Source organism: Roseburia rectibacter (assembly GCF_014287515.2).
GTDB lineage: Bacteria > Bacillota > Clostridia > Lachnospirales > Lachnospiraceae > Roseburia > Roseburia rectibacter.
In genome coordinates this window covers 2,707,973-2,726,711 of the sequence record NZ_CP092473.1, presented here as the reverse complement: position 1 = coordinate 2,726,711, position 18,739 = coordinate 2,707,973, and the positions used below count along the sequence as shown (strand labels likewise).

Annotated in this window: 15 protein-coding genes, 1 pseudogene and 1 riboswitch; of the genes and pseudogenes, 15 read left to right on the top strand and 1 reads right to left on the bottom strand. The window is 42.5% G+C overall.

The window, feature by feature from the left end:
• From grpE to H8S51_RS12710, 8 genes are all read left to right on the top strand, one after another.
• The gene (gene grpE / locus H8S51_RS12745) at nt 1-636 is read left to right on the top strand and encodes a nucleotide exchange factor GrpE (protein WP_117919665.1); all 636 of its coding nucleotides are present in this window, start codon (nt 1-3) and stop codon (nt 634-636) included.
• 35 nt (nt 637-671) lie between these two features.
• Entirely contained in the window at nt 672-2,555 is a 1,884-nt protein-coding gene (gene dnaK / locus H8S51_RS12740; RefSeq protein WP_117919667.1) for a molecular chaperone DnaK, read from the top strand.
• A gap of 82 nt (nt 2,556-2,637) precedes the next feature.
• Nucleotides 2,638-3,816, top strand: a complete 1,179-nt coding sequence (gene dnaJ, locus H8S51_RS12735) for a molecular chaperone DnaJ (protein WP_117919669.1) — start codon at nt 2,638-2,640, stop codon at nt 3,814-3,816.
• 22 nt (nt 3,817-3,838) lie between these two features.
• Complete coding sequence (locus tag H8S51_RS12730; RefSeq protein WP_117919704.1) at nt 3,839-5,170, top strand: MATE family efflux transporter; 1,332 nt, start codon at nt 3,839-3,841, stop codon at nt 5,168-5,170.
• 132 nt (nt 5,171-5,302) lie between these two features.
• A complete protein-coding gene (locus H8S51_RS12725) occupies nt 5,303-6,157 on the top strand; it encodes a putative manganese transporter (protein WP_241070710.1) in 855 nt (284 codons plus the stop codon).
• A gap of 85 nt (nt 6,158-6,242) precedes the next feature.
• A complete protein-coding gene (locus H8S51_RS12720) occupies nt 6,243-6,659 on the top strand; it encodes a Fur family transcriptional regulator (RefSeq protein ID WP_117919673.1) in 417 nt (138 codons plus the stop codon).
• 120 nt (nt 6,660-6,779) lie between these two features.
• Nucleotides 6,780-7,862, top strand: a complete 1,083-nt coding sequence (locus H8S51_RS12715) for a M23 family metallopeptidase (protein ID WP_186899118.1) — start codon at nt 6,780-6,782, stop codon at nt 7,860-7,862.
• Between the two features lie 161 nt (nt 7,863-8,023).
• Complete coding sequence (locus tag H8S51_RS12710) at nt 8,024-9,700, top strand: ABC transporter substrate binding protein (protein WP_117919677.1); 1,677 nt, start codon at nt 8,024-8,026, stop codon at nt 9,698-9,700.
• A 48-nt stretch (nt 9,701-9,748) separates the two neighbouring features.
• Here H8S51_RS12710 and typA read toward each other — a convergent pair whose 3' ends face one another.
• On the bottom strand, nt 9,749-11,587 hold the full coding sequence (typA, locus tag H8S51_RS12705) for a translational GTPase TypA (protein ID WP_117919706.1): 1,839 nt from the start codon (nt 11,585-11,587) through the stop codon (nt 9,749-9,751).
• A gap of 279 nt (nt 11,588-11,866) precedes the next feature.
• On the opposite strand from typA, the gene H8S51_RS12700 reads away from it, so the two are divergent.
• The 7 genes and pseudogenes from H8S51_RS12700 (at nt 11,867) to H8S51_RS12675 (ending at nt 18,321) form a co-directional block, all read left to right on the top strand.
• The gene (locus H8S51_RS12700) at nt 11,867-12,502 is read left to right on the top strand and encodes a single-stranded DNA-binding protein (RefSeq protein WP_117919679.1); all 636 of its coding nucleotides are present in this window, start codon (nt 11,867-11,869) and stop codon (nt 12,500-12,502) included.
• Nucleotides 12,503-12,543: 41 nt separating this feature from the next.
• Nucleotides 12,544-12,731, top strand: a riboswitch (Lysine riboswitch).
• Between the two features lie 165 nt (nt 12,732-12,896).
• Nucleotides 12,897-13,787, top strand: a complete 891-nt coding sequence (gene dapA, locus H8S51_RS12695; RefSeq protein ID WP_186899119.1) for a 4-hydroxy-tetrahydrodipicolinate synthase — start codon at nt 12,897-12,899, stop codon at nt 13,785-13,787.
• Nucleotides 13,788-13,889: 102 nt separating this feature from the next.
• Nucleotides 13,890-14,657: a 4-hydroxy-tetrahydrodipicolinate reductase gene (gene dapB / locus H8S51_RS12690; protein ID WP_022112756.1), complete on the top strand. Its 768-nt coding sequence runs from the start codon at nt 13,890-13,892 to the stop codon at nt 14,655-14,657.
• Between the two features lie 96 nt (nt 14,658-14,753).
• Entirely contained in the window at nt 14,754-16,718 is a 1,965-nt protein-coding gene (locus H8S51_RS12685) for a fructose-1,6-bisphosphatase (protein ID WP_186899120.1), read from the top strand.
• 83 nt (nt 16,719-16,801) lie between these two features.
• Nucleotides 16,802-17,629 carry a deoxyribonuclease IV gene (locus H8S51_RS12680; protein ID WP_241070709.1) on the top strand — a complete coding sequence of 276 codons (828 nt, stop codon included), beginning with the start codon at nt 16,802-16,804 and terminating at the stop codon, nt 17,627-17,629.
• 100 nt (nt 17,630-17,729) lie between these two features.
• Nucleotides 17,730-17,777 (top strand): annotated as a pseudogene (locus tag H8S51_RS18450) (hypothetical protein); the annotation flags it as partial.
• Nucleotides 17,778-17,814: 37 nt separating this feature from the next.
• Nucleotides 17,815-18,321, top strand: coding sequence for a hypothetical protein (locus tag H8S51_RS12675; protein ID WP_186899121.1), 507 nt, complete (start codon nt 17,815-17,817; stop codon nt 18,319-18,321).
• The last annotated feature ends 418 nt before the right edge of the window (nt 18,322-18,739 follow it).

Below are 18,739 nucleotides of genomic sequence, written 5' to 3'. Positions count from 1 at the left end.
ATGTCAGAGATGAATGAAGAGGTATTAGACGAAGCAATGGAGAATTCCACAGAGGAAAATGCTTCTGAAACCCAGACGGATGAAAATGTGACATCCACGGAAGAGACAACTGAGACAGCAGATACGGAAGAAGCAGAAAATGCTGATACGGATTCTGAAGATTCAGATAAAAAGAAATCTTTTTTCAAAAAGAAAAAAGATAAAAAGGATGAGCAGATCGAAGAGCTTACTGACAAAGTCAAAAGACAGATGGCAGAGTTCGATAATTTCCGTAAGCGTACAGAAAAGGAAAAATCACAGATGTACGATATGGGAGCCAAAACGATCGTAGAAAAGATCCTGCCGGTAATTGATAACTTCGAGCGTGGTCTTGCAGCTGTTCCGGAAGAAAGCAAAGAAGATGCTTTTGTTGTCGGAATGGATAAGATCTACCGCCAGATGCTTACCGTATTAGAGGAAGCAGGTGTAACACCGATCGAAGCAGTCGGTGCAGAATTTGATCCGAATTTCCACAACGCAGTAATGCATGTGGAGGATGAAACCTTAGGAGAAAATGTAGTAGCAGAAGAACTCCAGAAGGGATATATGTACAGAGATACTGTAGTAAGACACAGTATGGTAAAAGTAGCAAACTAAGTATTTCATAGATATTAGATGAGGAGGAAATCATTATGAGTAAAATCATTGGTATTGACTTAGGTACAACAAACAGTTGTGTAGCTGTTATGGAAGGTGGAAAACCTACCGTTATCGCAAATCAGGAAGGTGCAAGAACAACACCATCTATCGTTGCATTCACAAAAACAGGCGAGAGATTAGTAGGTGAGCCTGCAAAACGTCAGGCTGTTACAAACGCAGAAAAGACCATATCTTCTATCAAGAGACATATGGGTACTGATTATAAAGTAGCAATTGATGATAAACAGTATTCTCCACAGCAGATTTCTGCAATGATCTTACAGAAATTAAAAGCTGATGCAGAAGGATACTTAGGAGAAAAAGTAACAGAGGCTGTTATCACAGTTCCGGCTTACTTCAACGATGCCCAGCGTCAGGCAACCAAAGATGCAGGTAAGATCGCAGGCCTTGATGTAAAACGTATCATCAACGAGCCGACAGCAGCAGCTTTAGCTTATGGTCTTGACAATGAGAAAGAGCAGAAGATCATGGTATACGACCTTGGTGGTGGTACATTTGATGTTTCTATCATTGAGATTGGCGATGGTGTTATCGAAGTATTATCTACAAACGGTGATACACATCTTGGTGGTGATGATTTTGATAACAGAATCACACAGTGGATGATCGATGAGTTCAAGAAAGCAGAAGGTGTTGATCTTTCTACTGATAAGATGGCTCTTCAGAGATTAAAAGAAGCTGCTGAGAAAGCAAAGAAAGAGCTTTCTTCTGCAACAACCACAAATATCAACCTTCCGTTCATCACAGCAACTGCTGAGGGACCGAAACACTTTGATATGAACTTAACAAGAGCAAAATTCGATGAGTTGACACATGATCTCGTTGAAAAGACAGCTATCCCGGTTCAGAATGCTATGAGAGATGCAGGACTTACTAATGCTGATCTTGGTCAGGTATTATTAGTTGGTGGTTCTACACGTATCCCGGCAGTACAGGATAAAGTAAAACAGTTAACAGGCAAAGAGCCAAGTAAGACATTGAACCCGGATGAGTGTGTTGCCATCGGTGCATCTATCCAGGGTGGTAAACTTGCAGGAGATGCAGGTGCAGGTGAGATCTTACTTCTTGATGTAACACCACTTTCACTTTCCATCGAGACAATGGGTGGTATCGCAACAAGACTGATCGAGAGAAATACAACAATTCCTACAAAGAAGAGCCAGATCTTCTCAACAGCAGCAGATAACCAGACAGCAGTAGATATCAACGTTGTACAGGGTGAGAGACAGTTTGCAAGAGATAACAAATCCCTTGGACAGTTCCGTCTCGATGGTATCCCGCCAGCACGTCGTGGTGTTCCGCAGATTGAGGTTACATTCGATATCGATGCAAACGGTATCGTAAATGTATCTGCAAAAGATTTAGGAACTGGAAAAGAACAGCATATTACAATCACAGCAGGTTCTAACATGTCTGATGATGAGATCGATAAGGCAGTAAAAGAAGCTGCAGAGTTCGAAGCACAGGATAAGAAGAGAAAAGAAGCAATCGATGCAAGAAACGATGCTGATTCCTTCGTATTCCAGACACAGCAGGCATTAGATCAGGTTGGGGCAAACCTTGATCCGGCTGATAAATCTGCAGTAGAAGCTGATATGAATGCAGTAAAATCATTCTTAGATGCACATCAGAATCCGGAAGAAATGACAGAAGCTGATGTAACAGAGCTGAAATCCCTTCAGGAAAAACTGACAGAGAGTGCTCAGAAGGTATTTGCAAAGATGTATGAGCAGACACAGGCAGCACAGGGAGCAGCAGGTGCAGGTCCTGACATGAGCGGTATGGGCGGTAACGCACAGGCTGGCGGATCTTCTGCAGATGATGATGTCGTAGACGCAGACTTCAAAGAGGTTTAATCATCAGAAATAATAAAAATACAACGGGGTTTCCGGGGGTTTTCCCGGAAACCCTGTATGCAGTTTGAGAGAGGAAAACGTTATGGCAGATAAGAGAGATTATTATGAAGTCTTAGGCGTGAGTAAAACGGCAACAGATGCTGAGATCAAGAAAGCGTTCCGTGTACTTGCCAAAAAGTATCATCCGGATATGAATCCCGGAGATAAGGAAGCGGAGGCAAAGTTTAAAGAGGCACAGGAAGCATATGCAGTGCTAAGTGATGCAGAGAAGAGAAAACAGTATGATCAGTTTGGTCATGCGGCATTTGATGGCAGTGCCGGTGGAGCAGGCGGATTTGATTTTTCCGGTATGGATATGGGAGATATCTTTGGGGATATTTTCGGAGATTTCTTCGGCGGTGGATCAAGAAGACGTGGCAATGATGGACCGATGAAAGGTCAGAATCTGCGTACCAGCGTCCGCATTACATTTGAGGAAGCTGTATTTGGCTGTGAGAAAGAGATCGAGATGGTCTTAAAGGATGAGTGCCAGAAATGCCATGGTACAGGTGCAAAACCTGGAACAACACCGGAGACCTGTACAAAATGCGGTGGTAAAGGTAAAGTGGTTTTTACCCAGCAGTCTTTCTTTGGGACAGTACAGAATGTACAGACCTGTCCGGACTGTGGCGGCTCCGGAAAGGTGATCAAGGATAAATGTCCTGATTGCCGTGGAACCGGATACATTTCAAGTAAAAAGAAAATTCAGGTATCGATTCCTGCCGGAATTGACAATGGACAGAGTGTCAGAATCCGTGAAAAAGGTGAACCTGGCATCAATGGCGGACCGCGTGGAGATCTGTTAGTAGAGGTAGTAGTATCTCGTCATCCGATCTTCCAGCGCCAGGATATGAATATCTATTCTACGGTACCGATTTCATTTGCACAGGCGGCATTAGGCGGAGAAGTTCGCATTAATACGGTGGATGGTGATGTTTTATACGAAGTGAAAGCAGGTACTCAGACAGATACGAGAATACGTCTGAAAGGAAAAGGTGTGCCTTCTCTTCGCAATAAAGCTGTGCGTGGTGATCATTACGTAACTTTGGTGGTACAGGTTCCGACATCTTTAAATGCAGAAGCAAAAGAGGCACTGCGTAAATTTGATGAGGCGACAGGTAATACTTTAAACAAGTCGGCAGAGAGCGCAGGAACAGCAGAAAAGCCGAAAAAGAAAAAGGGATTCATGGATAAGATCAAAGAATCCTTAGATGATATCTAAAAATAGGGCAGATAACAGAAAAATGAAAGAAAACGAAATTTTTGAAAAAGCACCGGTATCTAAGGCTTATTTTACAATGGCACTTCCGGTAGTGCTCAGCATGGTGGTATCGCTGATCTATAATATGGTGGATACTTATTTTATTGCAGGGACAGGAAATACTGATCTTGTGGCGGGTGTATCACTTGGAGCACCGGTTTTTACGCTGATGATCGCACTGGGAGATATCTTTGGACTTGGAGGAAGCTCTGTTATTTCAAGAATGTTTGGGAAAAAACAGGATGACGACGGAAGAAGGATGAGCGTATTCTGTTTTTATGCTGCAATTTTATGTGGTATTCTGGTGATTATCATAATGCTGGCTTTTCGCATGCCAATTCTCCATATGCTGGGAGCAGATGAAGATACATTGTGTTATGCGTCTGCATATTATACGGGTATTGTGATCGGAGCACCGTTTATTATTTTATCCTTTACACCATCAAACCTGCTCCGTACGGAAGGCTTTGCGAAGGCGTCTATGGTAGGAACGATATTGGGTGCAGTTGTGAATATGGTGTTAGACCCGGTATTTATTTCTCTGCTTGGATTTGGGGCAGCAGGAGCTGCAATCGCAACGGTCATCGGATATATATGTGCAGATCTTTATTTTCTGTGGTTTTTACTGAAACGAAGCCAGAAATTGTCTGTAAACCCTGTGGGATTTCATATTTCGGCTGATGAACTGAAGCCGATTTTTGCCATCGGAATCCCTGCATCGATCACAAATCTGATGCAGAGTTTTGGAATGGCACTGACAAACCGTTTTTTACTGCCTTACGGCAATGAAAAAGTGGCTGCAATGGGAATCGTTATGAAAGTAAATATGATCGCTGTGCTGGTATTAGTTGGATTTGCATTTGGTGCGCAGCCGCTCATTGGGTACAATTATGGAGCAGATAATAAGAAACGGTTAAAAGAAATTCTGGCATTCTGTTATAAATTTGAGTGCAGTCTTGCCGTGATCCTTGCCGCAGCCCTGTCACTTGCAGCAAAACCGCTGATACGGGTATTTATGGATGATGCACAGATTGTAAATTCCGGCGTGGAAATGCTTAAATACCAGCAGATGGGAATGTTATTTGTAGCGATCGTTCTTGTGACGACCTGTACATTCCAGTCTGCCGGAAAGGCATGGGGAGCGTTCTGGCTGTCGGTCAGCAGACAGGGACTTATCTTTGCTGTTGTGATATTGACTGCATCCCATCTGGCAGGCTATACCGGAGTATTGGCAGCGCAGGCAGTTTCAGATTTTCTGACGGCGGTGCTTGCAATTCTTTTTTACCGGCATTATTTTGGTTCACAGCACAATTAATTTCTAAATAACAATATTCAAATGTTAATACGAAAATTTTCTTGACATTCAGATATTTCTGCGTATAATAAAAATGCAAACAAGTTGCAAATGCAAAACGATTGCAAAATAATTGCAGGAATGGAGTGCCATATGTTAGATATTATTTTAGATACTTTATTAGACAGTGTAAAATTACTGCCTTTTTTGTTTGTAACATACCTTCTGATGGAGACATTAGAGCATAAAACCGGAGGAAAGGCAAAAAACCGGATCAGAAATGCCGGAAAAAGCGGACCAGTATGGGGCGCGTTGCTTGGAGTGATACCGCAGTGTGGTTTTTCTGCCGCAGCATCAAGCCTTTATGCAGGGCGTGTGATCACAGTCGGAACACTGCTTGCGATTTTTCTGTCGACCTCCGATGAGATGCTCCCGATCATGATTTCAGAGGCAGTAGCGCCGGCAGTGATCGTTAAGATCCTTGCTGCCAAAGTAGTGATTGCTATGATTTCCGGTCTTGTGGTGGAATTTTTATATGTAGGTGTGATGAAAAAGCATGAAAAAGAAATGGACATCCATGTGGTCTGTGAGGAAGAACACTGCAGCTGTGAGGATGGAATTTTACTTTCCGCACTGAAGCACACATTAAAGATTTTTTTGTATATTTTGATCATTTCTTTCCTTTTGAATGTTGTGATAGGAATTATCGGGGAAGATACACTGGCAGGATTTTTTACAGTGATGCCGCTCGCGGGTGAGGCTGTCGCAGCGTTAGTCGGACTGATCCCGAACTGTGCATCTTCGGTTGTGATTACAGAACTTTATTTAAGCGGCATTATCGGAGCGGGTGCTATGATGTCTGGACTGTTAGTCAATGCCGGTGTCGGACTTCTGGTATTATTCCGTTTAAACCGTGACTGGAAGCAGAACCTTGGAATCGTCGCAGCGTTGTATGCACTTGGTGTATTCTGGGGCATTGTCATAAGAGCATGCGGGATTGTGTTTTAATGATAAGTCAGTGAGCAATCAAAGTATGTTATGCGTTTGCACCGTAACATTATAAAATTGAGAAAACAGGAAGGTACGAGGAAGAATGCCGGGAAGTGGTTATGCGACGATCAGCCGTAAAAAAATATTGGAATTTTTAAAGAAAAACAGTGACCGGACAGTGGCGGTAGCAGATATCGACCATTATCTGAGGACGCAGGACTGCGAGGTAAACATCACCACCATTTACCGCTATTTAGATAAACTGGCAAAGGACGGCACGGTGATCAAATATGTTGCTGAAAAAGGGAATCAGGCAGTATACCAGTACGTAGAATTGGGGCATCATTGTGAGGAACATCTCCATTTACAGTGTGTAAAATGCGGAAAGATCATTCATCTGGAGTGTGAATTTATGGACGAAATCTCGGAACATATTTTAAAAGATCACGGATTCCGGCTGCAGTGTAAGAATTCAATTTTGTATGGAATGTGCAGTGCGTGCCAGGAAAAAGAAGAATGAAATATCAGGAATGATTTTTGGAATCTGTCGTAAAAATAAAGATATGTTATAACGAAAAATATGATATTCCTCCTGCTGTATTCATATAATGAAAAAGAATGGCGGGGGAGGATGATCATCATGCATATGACGTCGATCGGAAAGAAAACCTGGTGTCAGAGAGTAAGAGCAGCCATTATTTTAGAGGGAGCCATCCTTCTTGTGGCTGCTTTTATTTTATGTAAAAATACAGCCGGAGCAGGAGAAAATGCGGTCGCTGCAACATCGGATGGGACGATCCGCTGGGTAGATTTTAATGTATCCTACGAGGCATTGTGCAAGGCATATGAATATGATGTGGGAACATATGGAAAAGAGATACATATTGACTGGATCGATCTGCTTTCCTATGTGGCAGCTAAAAATGGCGGGGAGTTTGGTACATCCGCAGTGTCGGAGCTGAATCAGGCAGCAGAAAAGGTGAAGAAAAAAGAACTGACATTTGATGAGGCGGCAGAGCAGCTTAAGTATTTTTCCTATTATAAAGAGGCATATTCTGCGGTACTGGGAGGTCTGGTCGGTGATTATGAGATACAGGAGAGCGAAGGCGGCCCTTATGTGAAAAAATATGGACTGAAGGCATTTTCACCGATCGCAAAAGGATTTCCATACAGCGATTATGATGATTTTGGTGTATCAAGAAGCTATGGATATAAAAGGCAGCATTTAGGGCATGACATGATGGGACAGATCGGAACGCCGGTGATCTGTATTGAGTCGGGATATGTGGAGGCACTCGGCTGGAACCAGTACGGAGGCTGGAGGGTGGGAATCCGCAGCCTGGATAAAAAACGTTACTATTACTATGCACATCTGCGGCAGGATTATCCCTATCAGGCAAAGCTGAAAGAAGGAGATTTTGTGACAGCGGGGGATGTGATCGGTTATATGGGGCACACCGGCTACAGTACAAAGGAAAATGTTAACAATATCGATACCGTGCATCTTCATTATGGATTAGAACTGATCTTTGATGAGGAGTGGAGAGAGAATGGTCATGAGATATGGGTGGACTGTTATAATCTGACGCGTTTTTTGTATAAAAACCGTTCCGAGGTACATAAAGTGGAAGGCACAAAGGAATGGAAACGGACTTTTGATATGAAAGAAATTACACAGGGTGAAAATGTGCAAAGTGAAAGAAAAAATAATAAAAATAGGTAATTTTTTGATGAAAATGACATATTGTATTGACTTTTTTCATAATTGGGTGGAAAATTTAGAGTAAGCTTAAAGAAAGCAGGCATTACGGGATTGCGGAGTATTGCCGGGCGGAACATAAAATTATAAAAATAAAGAGATGCTGCACAAAATGGGGGATACAAATGAAAAAAAATAAAATAAAAAAAAGCTGCATGATAGCAGCGATTCTTTTTGTGCTGCTGTGTTCAGGCATAAGTTCTCCGGTTCATGCAAAAGAAAAAGAGCGGGGACGTGTGTTGTTTATCAGTTCTTATTCCTATGCATGGGAGACGATTCCGCAACAGGTTGAGGGAATCAGGCGGGCACTTGGGGATGAAGTGACGATTGACTATAAGTTTATGGATACAAAAAACGTTGATACAGCGGAAAATGTACATCTGTTTTACAAAAGCCTGAGTTATTATCTGAGTCAGGTTCCGGCTTATGATGTGGTTATAGTGGGAGATGATGCCGCGTTTAATTTTGCACTTGCGTACCGGAAAAAATTATTTGGAGATACGCCGATTGTTTTTGAGGGTGTCAATAATTCAGAAAAAGCATTGGAGCTGAATCAGGAACCGGATGTTACAGGTGTGATAGAAAACCAGACCTATGAAGATACCATAAAACTTGCAAAAAAAATATGTCCCCAGGCTACGCGTATCGTGGCAATTGTTGATAATACAGTAACAGGACTCAGTGCAAGAAAAGAATTTTATTCTTGTCAGGATTCTTTTCCTGATCTGGAATTTCATGATATTAATGCATCAGAACTTTCACAAAAAGATCTGATCGGGCGTGTAGAGTCTTTGGATCAAAGCTCGATTCTGTTATATATTTTGTGCAGTAATGATAAGGATGGAAATGTATATGCATCAGCAGAATCTGTGCAGATGTTAAGCAGCCGTGCCCGTATTCCGGTGTTTTCCGGAATTGCAATCGGTATGGGACAGGGATTGCTTGGCGGAAAGATCGTCTCACATGAAAAGATGGGGGAGATTGCCGGGCAGATGGCATCAAAAATTCTGGATGGCGGAGTCTGTGAAAGTATGGCTGTGGTGCAGGACTCACCGATGATATATTGTTTTGATGAAAATGTTATGAAGCGCTTTGATATATCACGCAGTATGCTGCCGGATAATGCAAAAATTATCAATCATAAAGAGACATTTATGGAACAATATGGAAAAGTAATCCGTGTTACATCTGTGATTGGTGTGATACTGCTTTTATCCATTATCTGGCTTGTGCGGGATAATATGCATAAAAGAAAGGTAAATGAAACAATCAGTTCACTCAATAAAAAGCTGAATTTTATGGCGCGTTATGATGCACTGACATCGCTTTTAAACCGTCGTGTGTTCATGGAGGAGCTGCAGTACCGGATCAGGGAAGGAAAACCATTTGGTCTGATCATGTTTGATATGGACAATTTTAAGCGGATCAATGATGTCTACGGACACAATGAAGGAGATGCGGTACTTAAGGAAATGGCAGTGCGTGCTGGTACACTTGTAGATGATGTATTTGAGGTTTACAGGCTGGCGGGGGATGAATTTGTCGCGATTGTGGCAAGCGGTCAGACAGAAGTCATAGATACCTATGCGATGAAGATTTTAGATACATTTAAAATACCATATCAGATTGCCGGTGGTGAGCAGTATCTGGCATCCAGTATCGGGATTGCAATTTATCCGAAAGATGGAAAGAACAGTACAGAAGTGATCGCGGCGGCAGATCATGCTATGTATGAGGTAAAGAAAAACGGAAAGAACAGCAGGGCATTTTATGATGCCGGAATGAAAAAAGATGATCCGTAACGGTGACAGTGCGGATCATCTTTTTTGTTATTCATGATAGTAGAATGACTATTTTTTCATATTAGCACGTTTACGAAGTGTCGGGTCTAAGATACGTTTACGGATACGAAGACTCTCCGGTGTTACTTCGAGAAGCTCATCGACATCAATAAAATCAAGTGCCTGCTCTAAACTTAAAACTTTTGGAGGAACCAATGTCAGAGCCTCGTCAGCGGAAGAAGAACGTGTGTTTGTAAGATGTTTCTTTTTACAAACGTTAAGTTCGATATCCTCGGCTCTTGCACAGGAACCGATTACCATACCGGCATAAACTTTTTCACCCGGTCCGATAAATAAGGTACCACGGTCCTGGGCGGAGAAAAGACCATAGGTTACAGATTCACCGGACTCAAATGCGATCAGGGAACCAAGTTTACGGTAAGCGATCTCTCCACGGTATGGAGCATAGCCATTGAAAATAGTATTGATGATACCATTTCCCTTTGTATCAGTCATGAAATCTCCACGGTAACCGATGAGACCGCGGGATGGAATGTTAAACTCAAGACGGGTATAACCACCGGTGATCGGTTTCATGTTGACAAGCTCACCTTTACGCTGGCTTAACTTATCGATAACTGTACCGGTAAATTCATCCGGAACATCGACATAAGCGATCTCCATAGGCTCTGTCTTTTTACCATTTTCGTCTGTGTGATATAAAACCTCAGCCTTGCTGACTGCAAATTCATATCCTTCACGGCGCATGTTCTCAACTAATACGGATAAGTGAAGCTCACCACGGCCGGATACTTTGTAGCAGTCCGGGCTCTCTGTTTCCTCTACCCGCAGAGAAACATCGGTATTTAACTCTTTGAACAGACGGTCTCTTAAATGACGGGAAGTGATGAATTTTCCTTCCTGTCCGGCGAGCGGACTGTCATTTACCATAAAGTTCATGGAAAGTGTCGGCTCGGAAATTTTCTGGAACGGGATCGCAACCGGATTTTCCGGAGCACAGATCGTATCTCCGATATGGATATCAGCGATACCGGAAATCGCAACGATCGATCCGATTTTTGCCTCTGCAACATCTACTTTATTTAAACCGTCAAATTCATATAATTTGCTGATGCGGACTTTTTTCTGTTTGTCCGGTTCATGATGGTTTACTACAACAGCTTCCTGATTTACCTTTAAGCAGCCGTTGTCGACTTTACCGATACCGATACGTCCAACGTACTCATTGTAATCGATCGTACTGATGAGTACCTGTGTGTTTGCATCCGGGTCACCCTCCGGAGCAGGAATATAATCAATGATCGTCTCAAACAGAGGTGTCATATCTTTTTTGTTATTTACAAGATCACCGATCTCGCGTACTGCGTAACCGTCTCTTGCGGATGCAAAAAGGAATGGACAGTCTAATTGTTCGTCGGAAGCATCTAAGTCCATGAATAATTCAAGCACTTCATCGACAACTTCGTTCGGGCGGGCTTCCGGACGGTCTACTTTATTTAAACATACGATAACCGGAAGAGAAAGCTCTAACGCTTTCATCAGTACGAATTTCGTCTGAGGCATAACACCCTCGAATGCGTCAACGACAAGAATAACACCGTTTACCATTTTAAGGACACGCTCAACCTCACCACCGAAGTCTGCATGACCAGGAGTATCAATGACATTGATCTTTACGCCTTTATAGGTAATGGCAGTGTTTTTTGAAAGGATCGTGATACCACGTTCTCTCTCGATATCATTAGAGTCCATGACACGTTCCTGAACTTCCTGATTCGCGCGGAATACGCCGCTCTGCTTTAACAGCTCATCGACCAGTGTTGTCTTACCATGGTCAACGTGTGCGATAATGGCAATATTACGGACATCTTCACGTTTCATTTTCATATACAAAATCTCTCTTTCCTGTGTGAAATGAATTAACTGTAACATAAGGTTAAAAAACCAACCTATACATTTTATCATATTTATGGGATTCTGCAAGATTTTTTTCAACAAAAACCTGACAAAAGTTGTCATTACATTCGTTTTCTTATCGACATGTTCCATGAAAATTTGAATGTGATACATGGTAAAAATAATATGTCAGGCAGGTCATACGAGAAAGAAACGGTAAAAAAAGTACAAAAAATACAGGTGTATGGCCGTAAGGAAGGGAGAAAATTCATGGCAGATAAAATGTTTGAAAACAACCAGGTGTCAATCGTGGGGGAGATCGTATCAGATTTCCGGTTCAGTCACGAAGTGTACGGAGAGGGATTTTATATGGTCGATGTGGCAGTCAACCGTCTCAGCAATTATATGGATTATATACCACTTATGGTTTCAGAGCGGCTGATTGATGTCAATGAAGATATGGTCGGACAGAATATTTATGTGACAGGGCAGTTCCGTTCATTTAACAGGCACGAGGAAAAGAAAAACAGGCTGGTGCTTTCTGTGTTCGTGAGAGAACTGGAATTTTTAGATGAGATCGATGATGACGTGAAAAGCAACCAGATCTTTCTGGATGGTTATGTATGTAAGGAACCGATTTACCGGAAAACGCCGCTTGGAAGAGAGATCGCAGATCTTTTGATCGCAGTCAACCGCTCCTACGGAAAATCAGATTATATCCCATGTATCTGCTGGGGCAGAAATGCGAGATTTGCATCCGGATTTGATGTAGGCGGACATGTGCAGATCTGGGGCAGGATACAGAGCAGGGAATATGTTAAAAAACTGTCGGAGACGCAGACGGAAAAGAGAGTCGCCTATGAGGTGTCCGTCAGCAAAATTGATTTTTTAGAGGAATTGGATTGACAGTAGAAATAGATGGTGCTATGATTGCTAAAAGATACATATTGCTTGATAGAGGTTGCGTGCTTTAAGAGTAGTTTTTACGGATGTGGCAGAGACAGTGGATGGAAAATGAAAGGAAAGGACGCCGAAGGAGTATATTTGCTGCAGATATGTTCCTGGGCATAAGGTAAAGAGCCTTATGACTGTCATCTTAAGCTGTAAAGCAGAAAGATGGGGCGCTATCGGATTCGACATATACTGAGTAATACATATGATTAGAATTTACGAACCGGCTCATCAGAGTCGGTTTTTTTAATTCAAAGGGAAATTATGTCCTATGAATAAATAAAATACCGTGTGCACAAAGCAGTGTATCCTAACGTATCATAATACAGGAAGCAGGAGGATTGTTAGTATGTCTATTTTTAAAGGAGCCGGTGTGGCGATCGTAACACCAATGAAAAACAATGAGGAAGTAAATTATGACAGATTAGAGGAAATGATCGAGTATCAGATCGATCAGGGAACGGACTGTATCATTATTGCAGGTACAACCGGTGAGAGCTCTACATTGACGACAGAGGAGCATGCAGACGTGATCAAAGCCGCAGTCCAGTTTGCAAAACACCGTATCCCGGTTGTTGCCGGAACCGGTTCAAACTGTACAAGAGAAGCAATCCATCTTTCTGAGAAAGCAGAAAAGGCGGGCGTAGATGGATTACTCTGTGTAACTCCATATTATAATAAGGCAACACAGGGCGGTCTGATCCGCTACTACACAGAGATTGCAAATTCTGTAAAACTTCCTATTATTATGTACAATGTGCCAAGCCGTACCGGATGCAATATTCTTCCAGAAACAGCCGCAACATTGTATCGTGATGTGGAGAACATCGTTGCGATCAAAGAAGCAACCGGAAACGTTGCACAGGCAGCAAAAGCAATGTATTTAACGGACGGAAAACTTGATTTGTATTCCGGTGAGGATGGAATCGTGGTACCGCTTATGTCCATCGGAGCGATCGGAGTGATCTCCGTATGGTCAAATGTTGCACCGAAAGATGTACATGATATGTGTATGGCATTCTTTGATGGCGATACGAAAAAAGCAATGGAGATCCAGTTAAAGGCACAGCCGCTCATTGAGGCACTGTTTTCAGAGGTTAACCCGATACCGGTCAAGAAAGCACTGAATCTGATGGGTATGGAAGCAGGACCGCTTCGTTCCCCACTCACAGAGATGACAGATGCAAATGCAGCAAAACTTGCGGAAGTAATGAAGAATTATGGGATTAAGCTGGCGTAAGTGATAAAAACATCAGACAGCCAGATTGATAAAAACACCGGAAATGTTGGGGGCAGCGTTTCCGGTGTTGCTTTAAACATAGAAAAGAGAGGAAAAAACAATATGATAAGAGCAATTATGAGTGGATGTAACGGAAAAATGGGACAGGTGATTACCGGAATCTGTAAGGAAGATGCAGATATTGAAATCGTGGCAGGAATCGACCTGTACGATGGCATTAAGAACGATTATCCGGTATTCCCGAATATTTCTGTGTGCGATGTGGCAGCGGATGTGATCATTGATTTTTCCAACGCAAAGGCAGTGGATGATCTTTTAGTATACAGTGTGGACAAGCAGATCCCGGTAGTACTCTGTACAACAGGACTGTCTGAGGAGCAGTTAAAAAAGGTGGACGAGGCATCGAAAAAAGTTGCCGTATTAAAATCTGCCAACATGTCCCTTGGAATCAACATGTTAATGGAATTATTAAAACAGGCAGCAACCATTTTAGCACCGGCAGGTTTTGATATGGAGATTGTTGAAAAACACCATAATCAGAAATTAGATGCACCGAGCGGTACGGCACTTGCACTTGCTGATTCCATGAATGAAGCACTTGACAATGCATATACTTATACTTATGACCGCAGCAAAGAGCGTAAAAAGAGAGAAAAAACAGAGATCGGTATTTCAGCAGTGCGTGGTGGCAGCATCGTAGGAGAGCATGAAGTGATCTTTGCAGGACTTGATGAGGTGATCGAGTTTAAGCATACTGCATATTCCAGAAGTGTATTTGCAAAAGGAGCTGTTCAGGCAGCAAAATTCTTATCCGGTAAACCGGCTGGTTTCTATGATATGGGGGATGTGATCAAGGCTACGATCGCGTAGTGTATTGACAATAAATTAACGTTGGTTGCCCCGGTTCATTTCCTGTGCTAAGATAAAAAGCAGCAAATGAACGTGCAGAAAGAAATGAGGAACACTATGGGGCAGACCGACCTGCGTTATTTAAAAAGTTTATCAAACCAGTATCCAACCATTGCCACAGCGGCAACGGAGATCATTAATTTACAGGCAATTCTTAGCCTGCCAAAGGCAACGGAGCATTTTATCACAGATGTGCATGGGGAGTATGACCAGTTTTTACATGTGTTAAAAAACGGTTCCGGTGCTATTAAGCGGAAAATAGAAGATGAATTTGGCAATGCAATCAGTGCGGCGGAGAAAAAAGCAATCGCCACACTGATTTATTATCCGGAACAGAAATTAGAACAGGTTTTAAAGACGGAAGATAATTTAGAGGACTGGTACAAGGTGACTTTGTACCGCCTGATCCGCATCTGTAAAAGTGCATCTTCCAAGTATACAAGATCAAAGGTGCGCAAAGCACTGCCGAGAGACTTTGCCTATGTGATCGAGGAACTTCTGACCGGCAGACAGGAAGTATCTGATCAGGAAGCATACTATAATGAAATCATCCGGTCGGTCATCCGTACAGGAAGGGCTGCGGAACTTGTGACTGCGTTCTGTAATCTGATCCGCCGTCTTGTCGTGGATCATCTGCATGTAGTCGGGGATATTTTTGACAGGGGACCATATCCGAATCTGATCATGGATACGCTGATGGAGCATCATTCTGTGGATATCCAGTGGGGTAATCACGACGTATACTGGATGGGAGCAGCGTCTGGAAGTGCTGCGTGCATCTGCAATGTGATCCGCATTTCCGCAAAATACGGCAACCTCGATCTGTTAGAGGATGGTTATGGAATTAATCTTGTACCGCTGGCAAGATTTGCGATGAAATGGTATGACAAGGATTCCTGTGATTGTTTTAAACTGGATTACAGGGAAGATGAGTATGATGTACATGACGCATTTTTAGATGAAAAAATGCACAAGGCGATCACAATCATGCAGTTTAAGCTGGAAGGACAGCTGATCAAAGAACACCCGGAATTTGAGATGGAAAAAAGGCTTCTGCTTGACAAGATTGATATTAAAAAGGGAACGGTGTGTGTGGAAGGAAAAGAATATCCGCTCAAGGATGTCAACTTTCCGACAATCGACTGGAAAGATCCATATCGCCTTTCGGAGGATGAAGCAGATGTGATGGAGCGTCTGGTGGCGGCATTTACAAATTGTGAAAAGCTGCAGCGTCATGTACGTTTTTTGTATACACAGGGAAGCCTCTACAAAGTATACAATGGCAATCTTCTCTATCATGGCTGTGTGCCGTTAAATGAGGATGGCACGTTCACGAAAGTCAATGTTTTCGGAAAAGAATATACCGGAAAAGAGCTTTATGATGTGCTAGAAGGCTATGCGAGAAAAGGTTATTATGCGATCGACCCGAAGGAAAAGAAAAAGGGACAGGATATTTTATGGTTTATCTGGGAAAACCAGAATTCCCCGGTGTTTGGCAAGGCAAAGATGACAACGTTTGAACGTTATTTTATCGCGGATAAAACGACACATCAGGAACCGAAAAATCCATACTACAGGCTGCTTGAAAAAGAGGAAGTGGTCAACCGTATATTAGAGGAATTCGGACTTGAAGGTGCGGAGGCACACATTATCAACGGTCATATTCCGGTGGAGGCAAAAAAAGGAGAGTCACCGGTTAAATGTAATGGAAAACTTCTGATCATTGACGGCGGTTTTTCTAAAGCATACCAGCCAAAGACCGGAATTGCAGGCTATACGTTGATCTATAATTCGTATGGTCTGGTGCTTGCGGCGCATGAGCCGTTTGAGTCGGTGGAAAAAGCGGTGCAGGATGGAAGCGATATTGTCTCCCACACCGTACTCGTGCAGCAGGTTGTACGGAGAAAAACAGTTGCGGATACGGATATCGGAAAAGGCTTAAAAGAGTCGATCCATGATCTTGAAGAACTGCTCGCAGCATACAGGGCAGGTACGATCGTGGAGAAGAACCGGGCAGAATAAAAGAGCATGCGCGCATACAGACAGGAGTATTATTGTGTGTAAACTTAAGATGCGCGAAGCACAGTGCAGAAATGAGGATTGATATGTTAATAGGAAATCATTTATCCGCATCGAAAGGTTATGCGGCAATGGGAAAGGCAGCGTTAGCGTTAGATGCCAATACATTTGCTTTTTTTACCAGAAATCCACGTGGTGGAAAGGCAAAAGAAATTGATGAAAAAGACGTGGAAAAGTTTTTAAATTTTGCTAAGGAGCATGAATTTGGCAAGATCGTTGCACATGCGCCGTATACGATGAATCTCTGTGCAGCGAAAGAGGATGTCCGTTCTTTTTCAAAGGAAATGTTATTCGATGATTTAAGACGCATGGAGTATACACCGGGCAATTATTATAATTTTCATCCGGGTTCCCATGTGGGACAGGGGGCAGATACTGGAATTGAACTGATCGCAGAAGCGTTAAATGAGGCATTAAAACCGGATCAGACAACGACAGTTCTGCTTGAGACGATGGCAGGAAAAGGAACTGAGGTTGGCAGAAATTTTGAGGAATTAAGAGAGATCTTAGACCGTGTGGAATTAAAAGAAAAAATGGGAGTCTGCCTTGATACCTGCCATGTATGGGATGGCGGCTACGACATCGTGAATGATTTAGAGGGTGTATTAAAGGAGTTTGACCGGGTGATCGGGCTTGACCGTTTAAAGGCGGTTCATTTTAACGACAGCATGAATGACTGTGGTTCCCACAAGGACCGCCATGCGAGGATCGGAGAGGGAAAGATCGGCGCAGAGGCAATGCGTCATGTGGCAGTGCACCCGCTTTTAGAGGGAAGACCGTTTATTTTAGAGACACCGAATGATGATGAGGGATATAAAAGAGAGATACATTTAGTCCGGGAGTGGACCAAATAAATATCTGTATATACAAAAGAATGTGATTGTATATTGAAAGACATCGTTATTTTATTACTACGGTATCGTACCGATCGTTCTGTTTGTATTTAACCTTTTTGTGACACCACTTCTGATCAAGAGGCAGGTAACAGAAGTTGACTATGGAACATTCATGAAAATGATCGACGATAAGAATATCGGAGATGTCCAGGTGGAGACTGGAGGATCTCTATATTGGAGATTATGTATCAGCATCCAAGACAGGAAAGACATATGCCTATTATGGTTATCTGTCAACTAGTGGATATTCCAGTTTATCTTCTGCTGCCATCAGTGTTGCAAATCCGCTGTCAACACGCAGCAGCAAGATGTTCAAAATTAATTCAGTTACCGGAAAAGGAACAACAGCAACGATCACATTAAAATCAAAAGTGACCGCAGATCAGTTGTTTGGTCTTGCCTGCACTACAAGAAAAGATTATAAGTCCACCATCAAAAAGGGGAATACCTGCCAGTTTAAGATCAAACTGAAAGGAAATGGAAAGACTATAAGTGCAACCGCAACTGCCAAAGTTGGAAGCAATAAGATTACAATCAAAACAAAGAAACTGACAAAGGGTAAAACCTATGTGTTACAGGACTGCTACTATGGTGGATGGCTCGATTCCAAAAAGGATGGCAATAAAAAAATTTCATTTAAAGCAAAATAAAATATGAAGAAAAGCAGATATTTATTGCATTTGCCAGATGCGTGTGTTATACTTCAAATCACATGAATGCGAAAATTGTTTTCATGCAAATATTCGTTACAATAGAGAAGAAACAGATCTATTGTTTGCCCACCAAGAGATTGGTTAAGCCCATACGGACAGGCGGGGCAACTGCCGATTGCGGTGTAAGCCGCGTTATTGATTGAGTTAGAAGCTCAAATTTTATAAGTTGATTACGGGGATATCCCGGAATCCAATATCACTTGTGAAACGGTCAATAAGAGTAGTATACGCAAATATTTGCTGGCGATGGTGCCAACGCAGTTGCTGTTCACACATACTGTGTGAGCAGCAACTATTACAGCCCATTTTAAATGCATCTTCGATGCATGGGGCTGTAATTTGGCATTATCTAGTT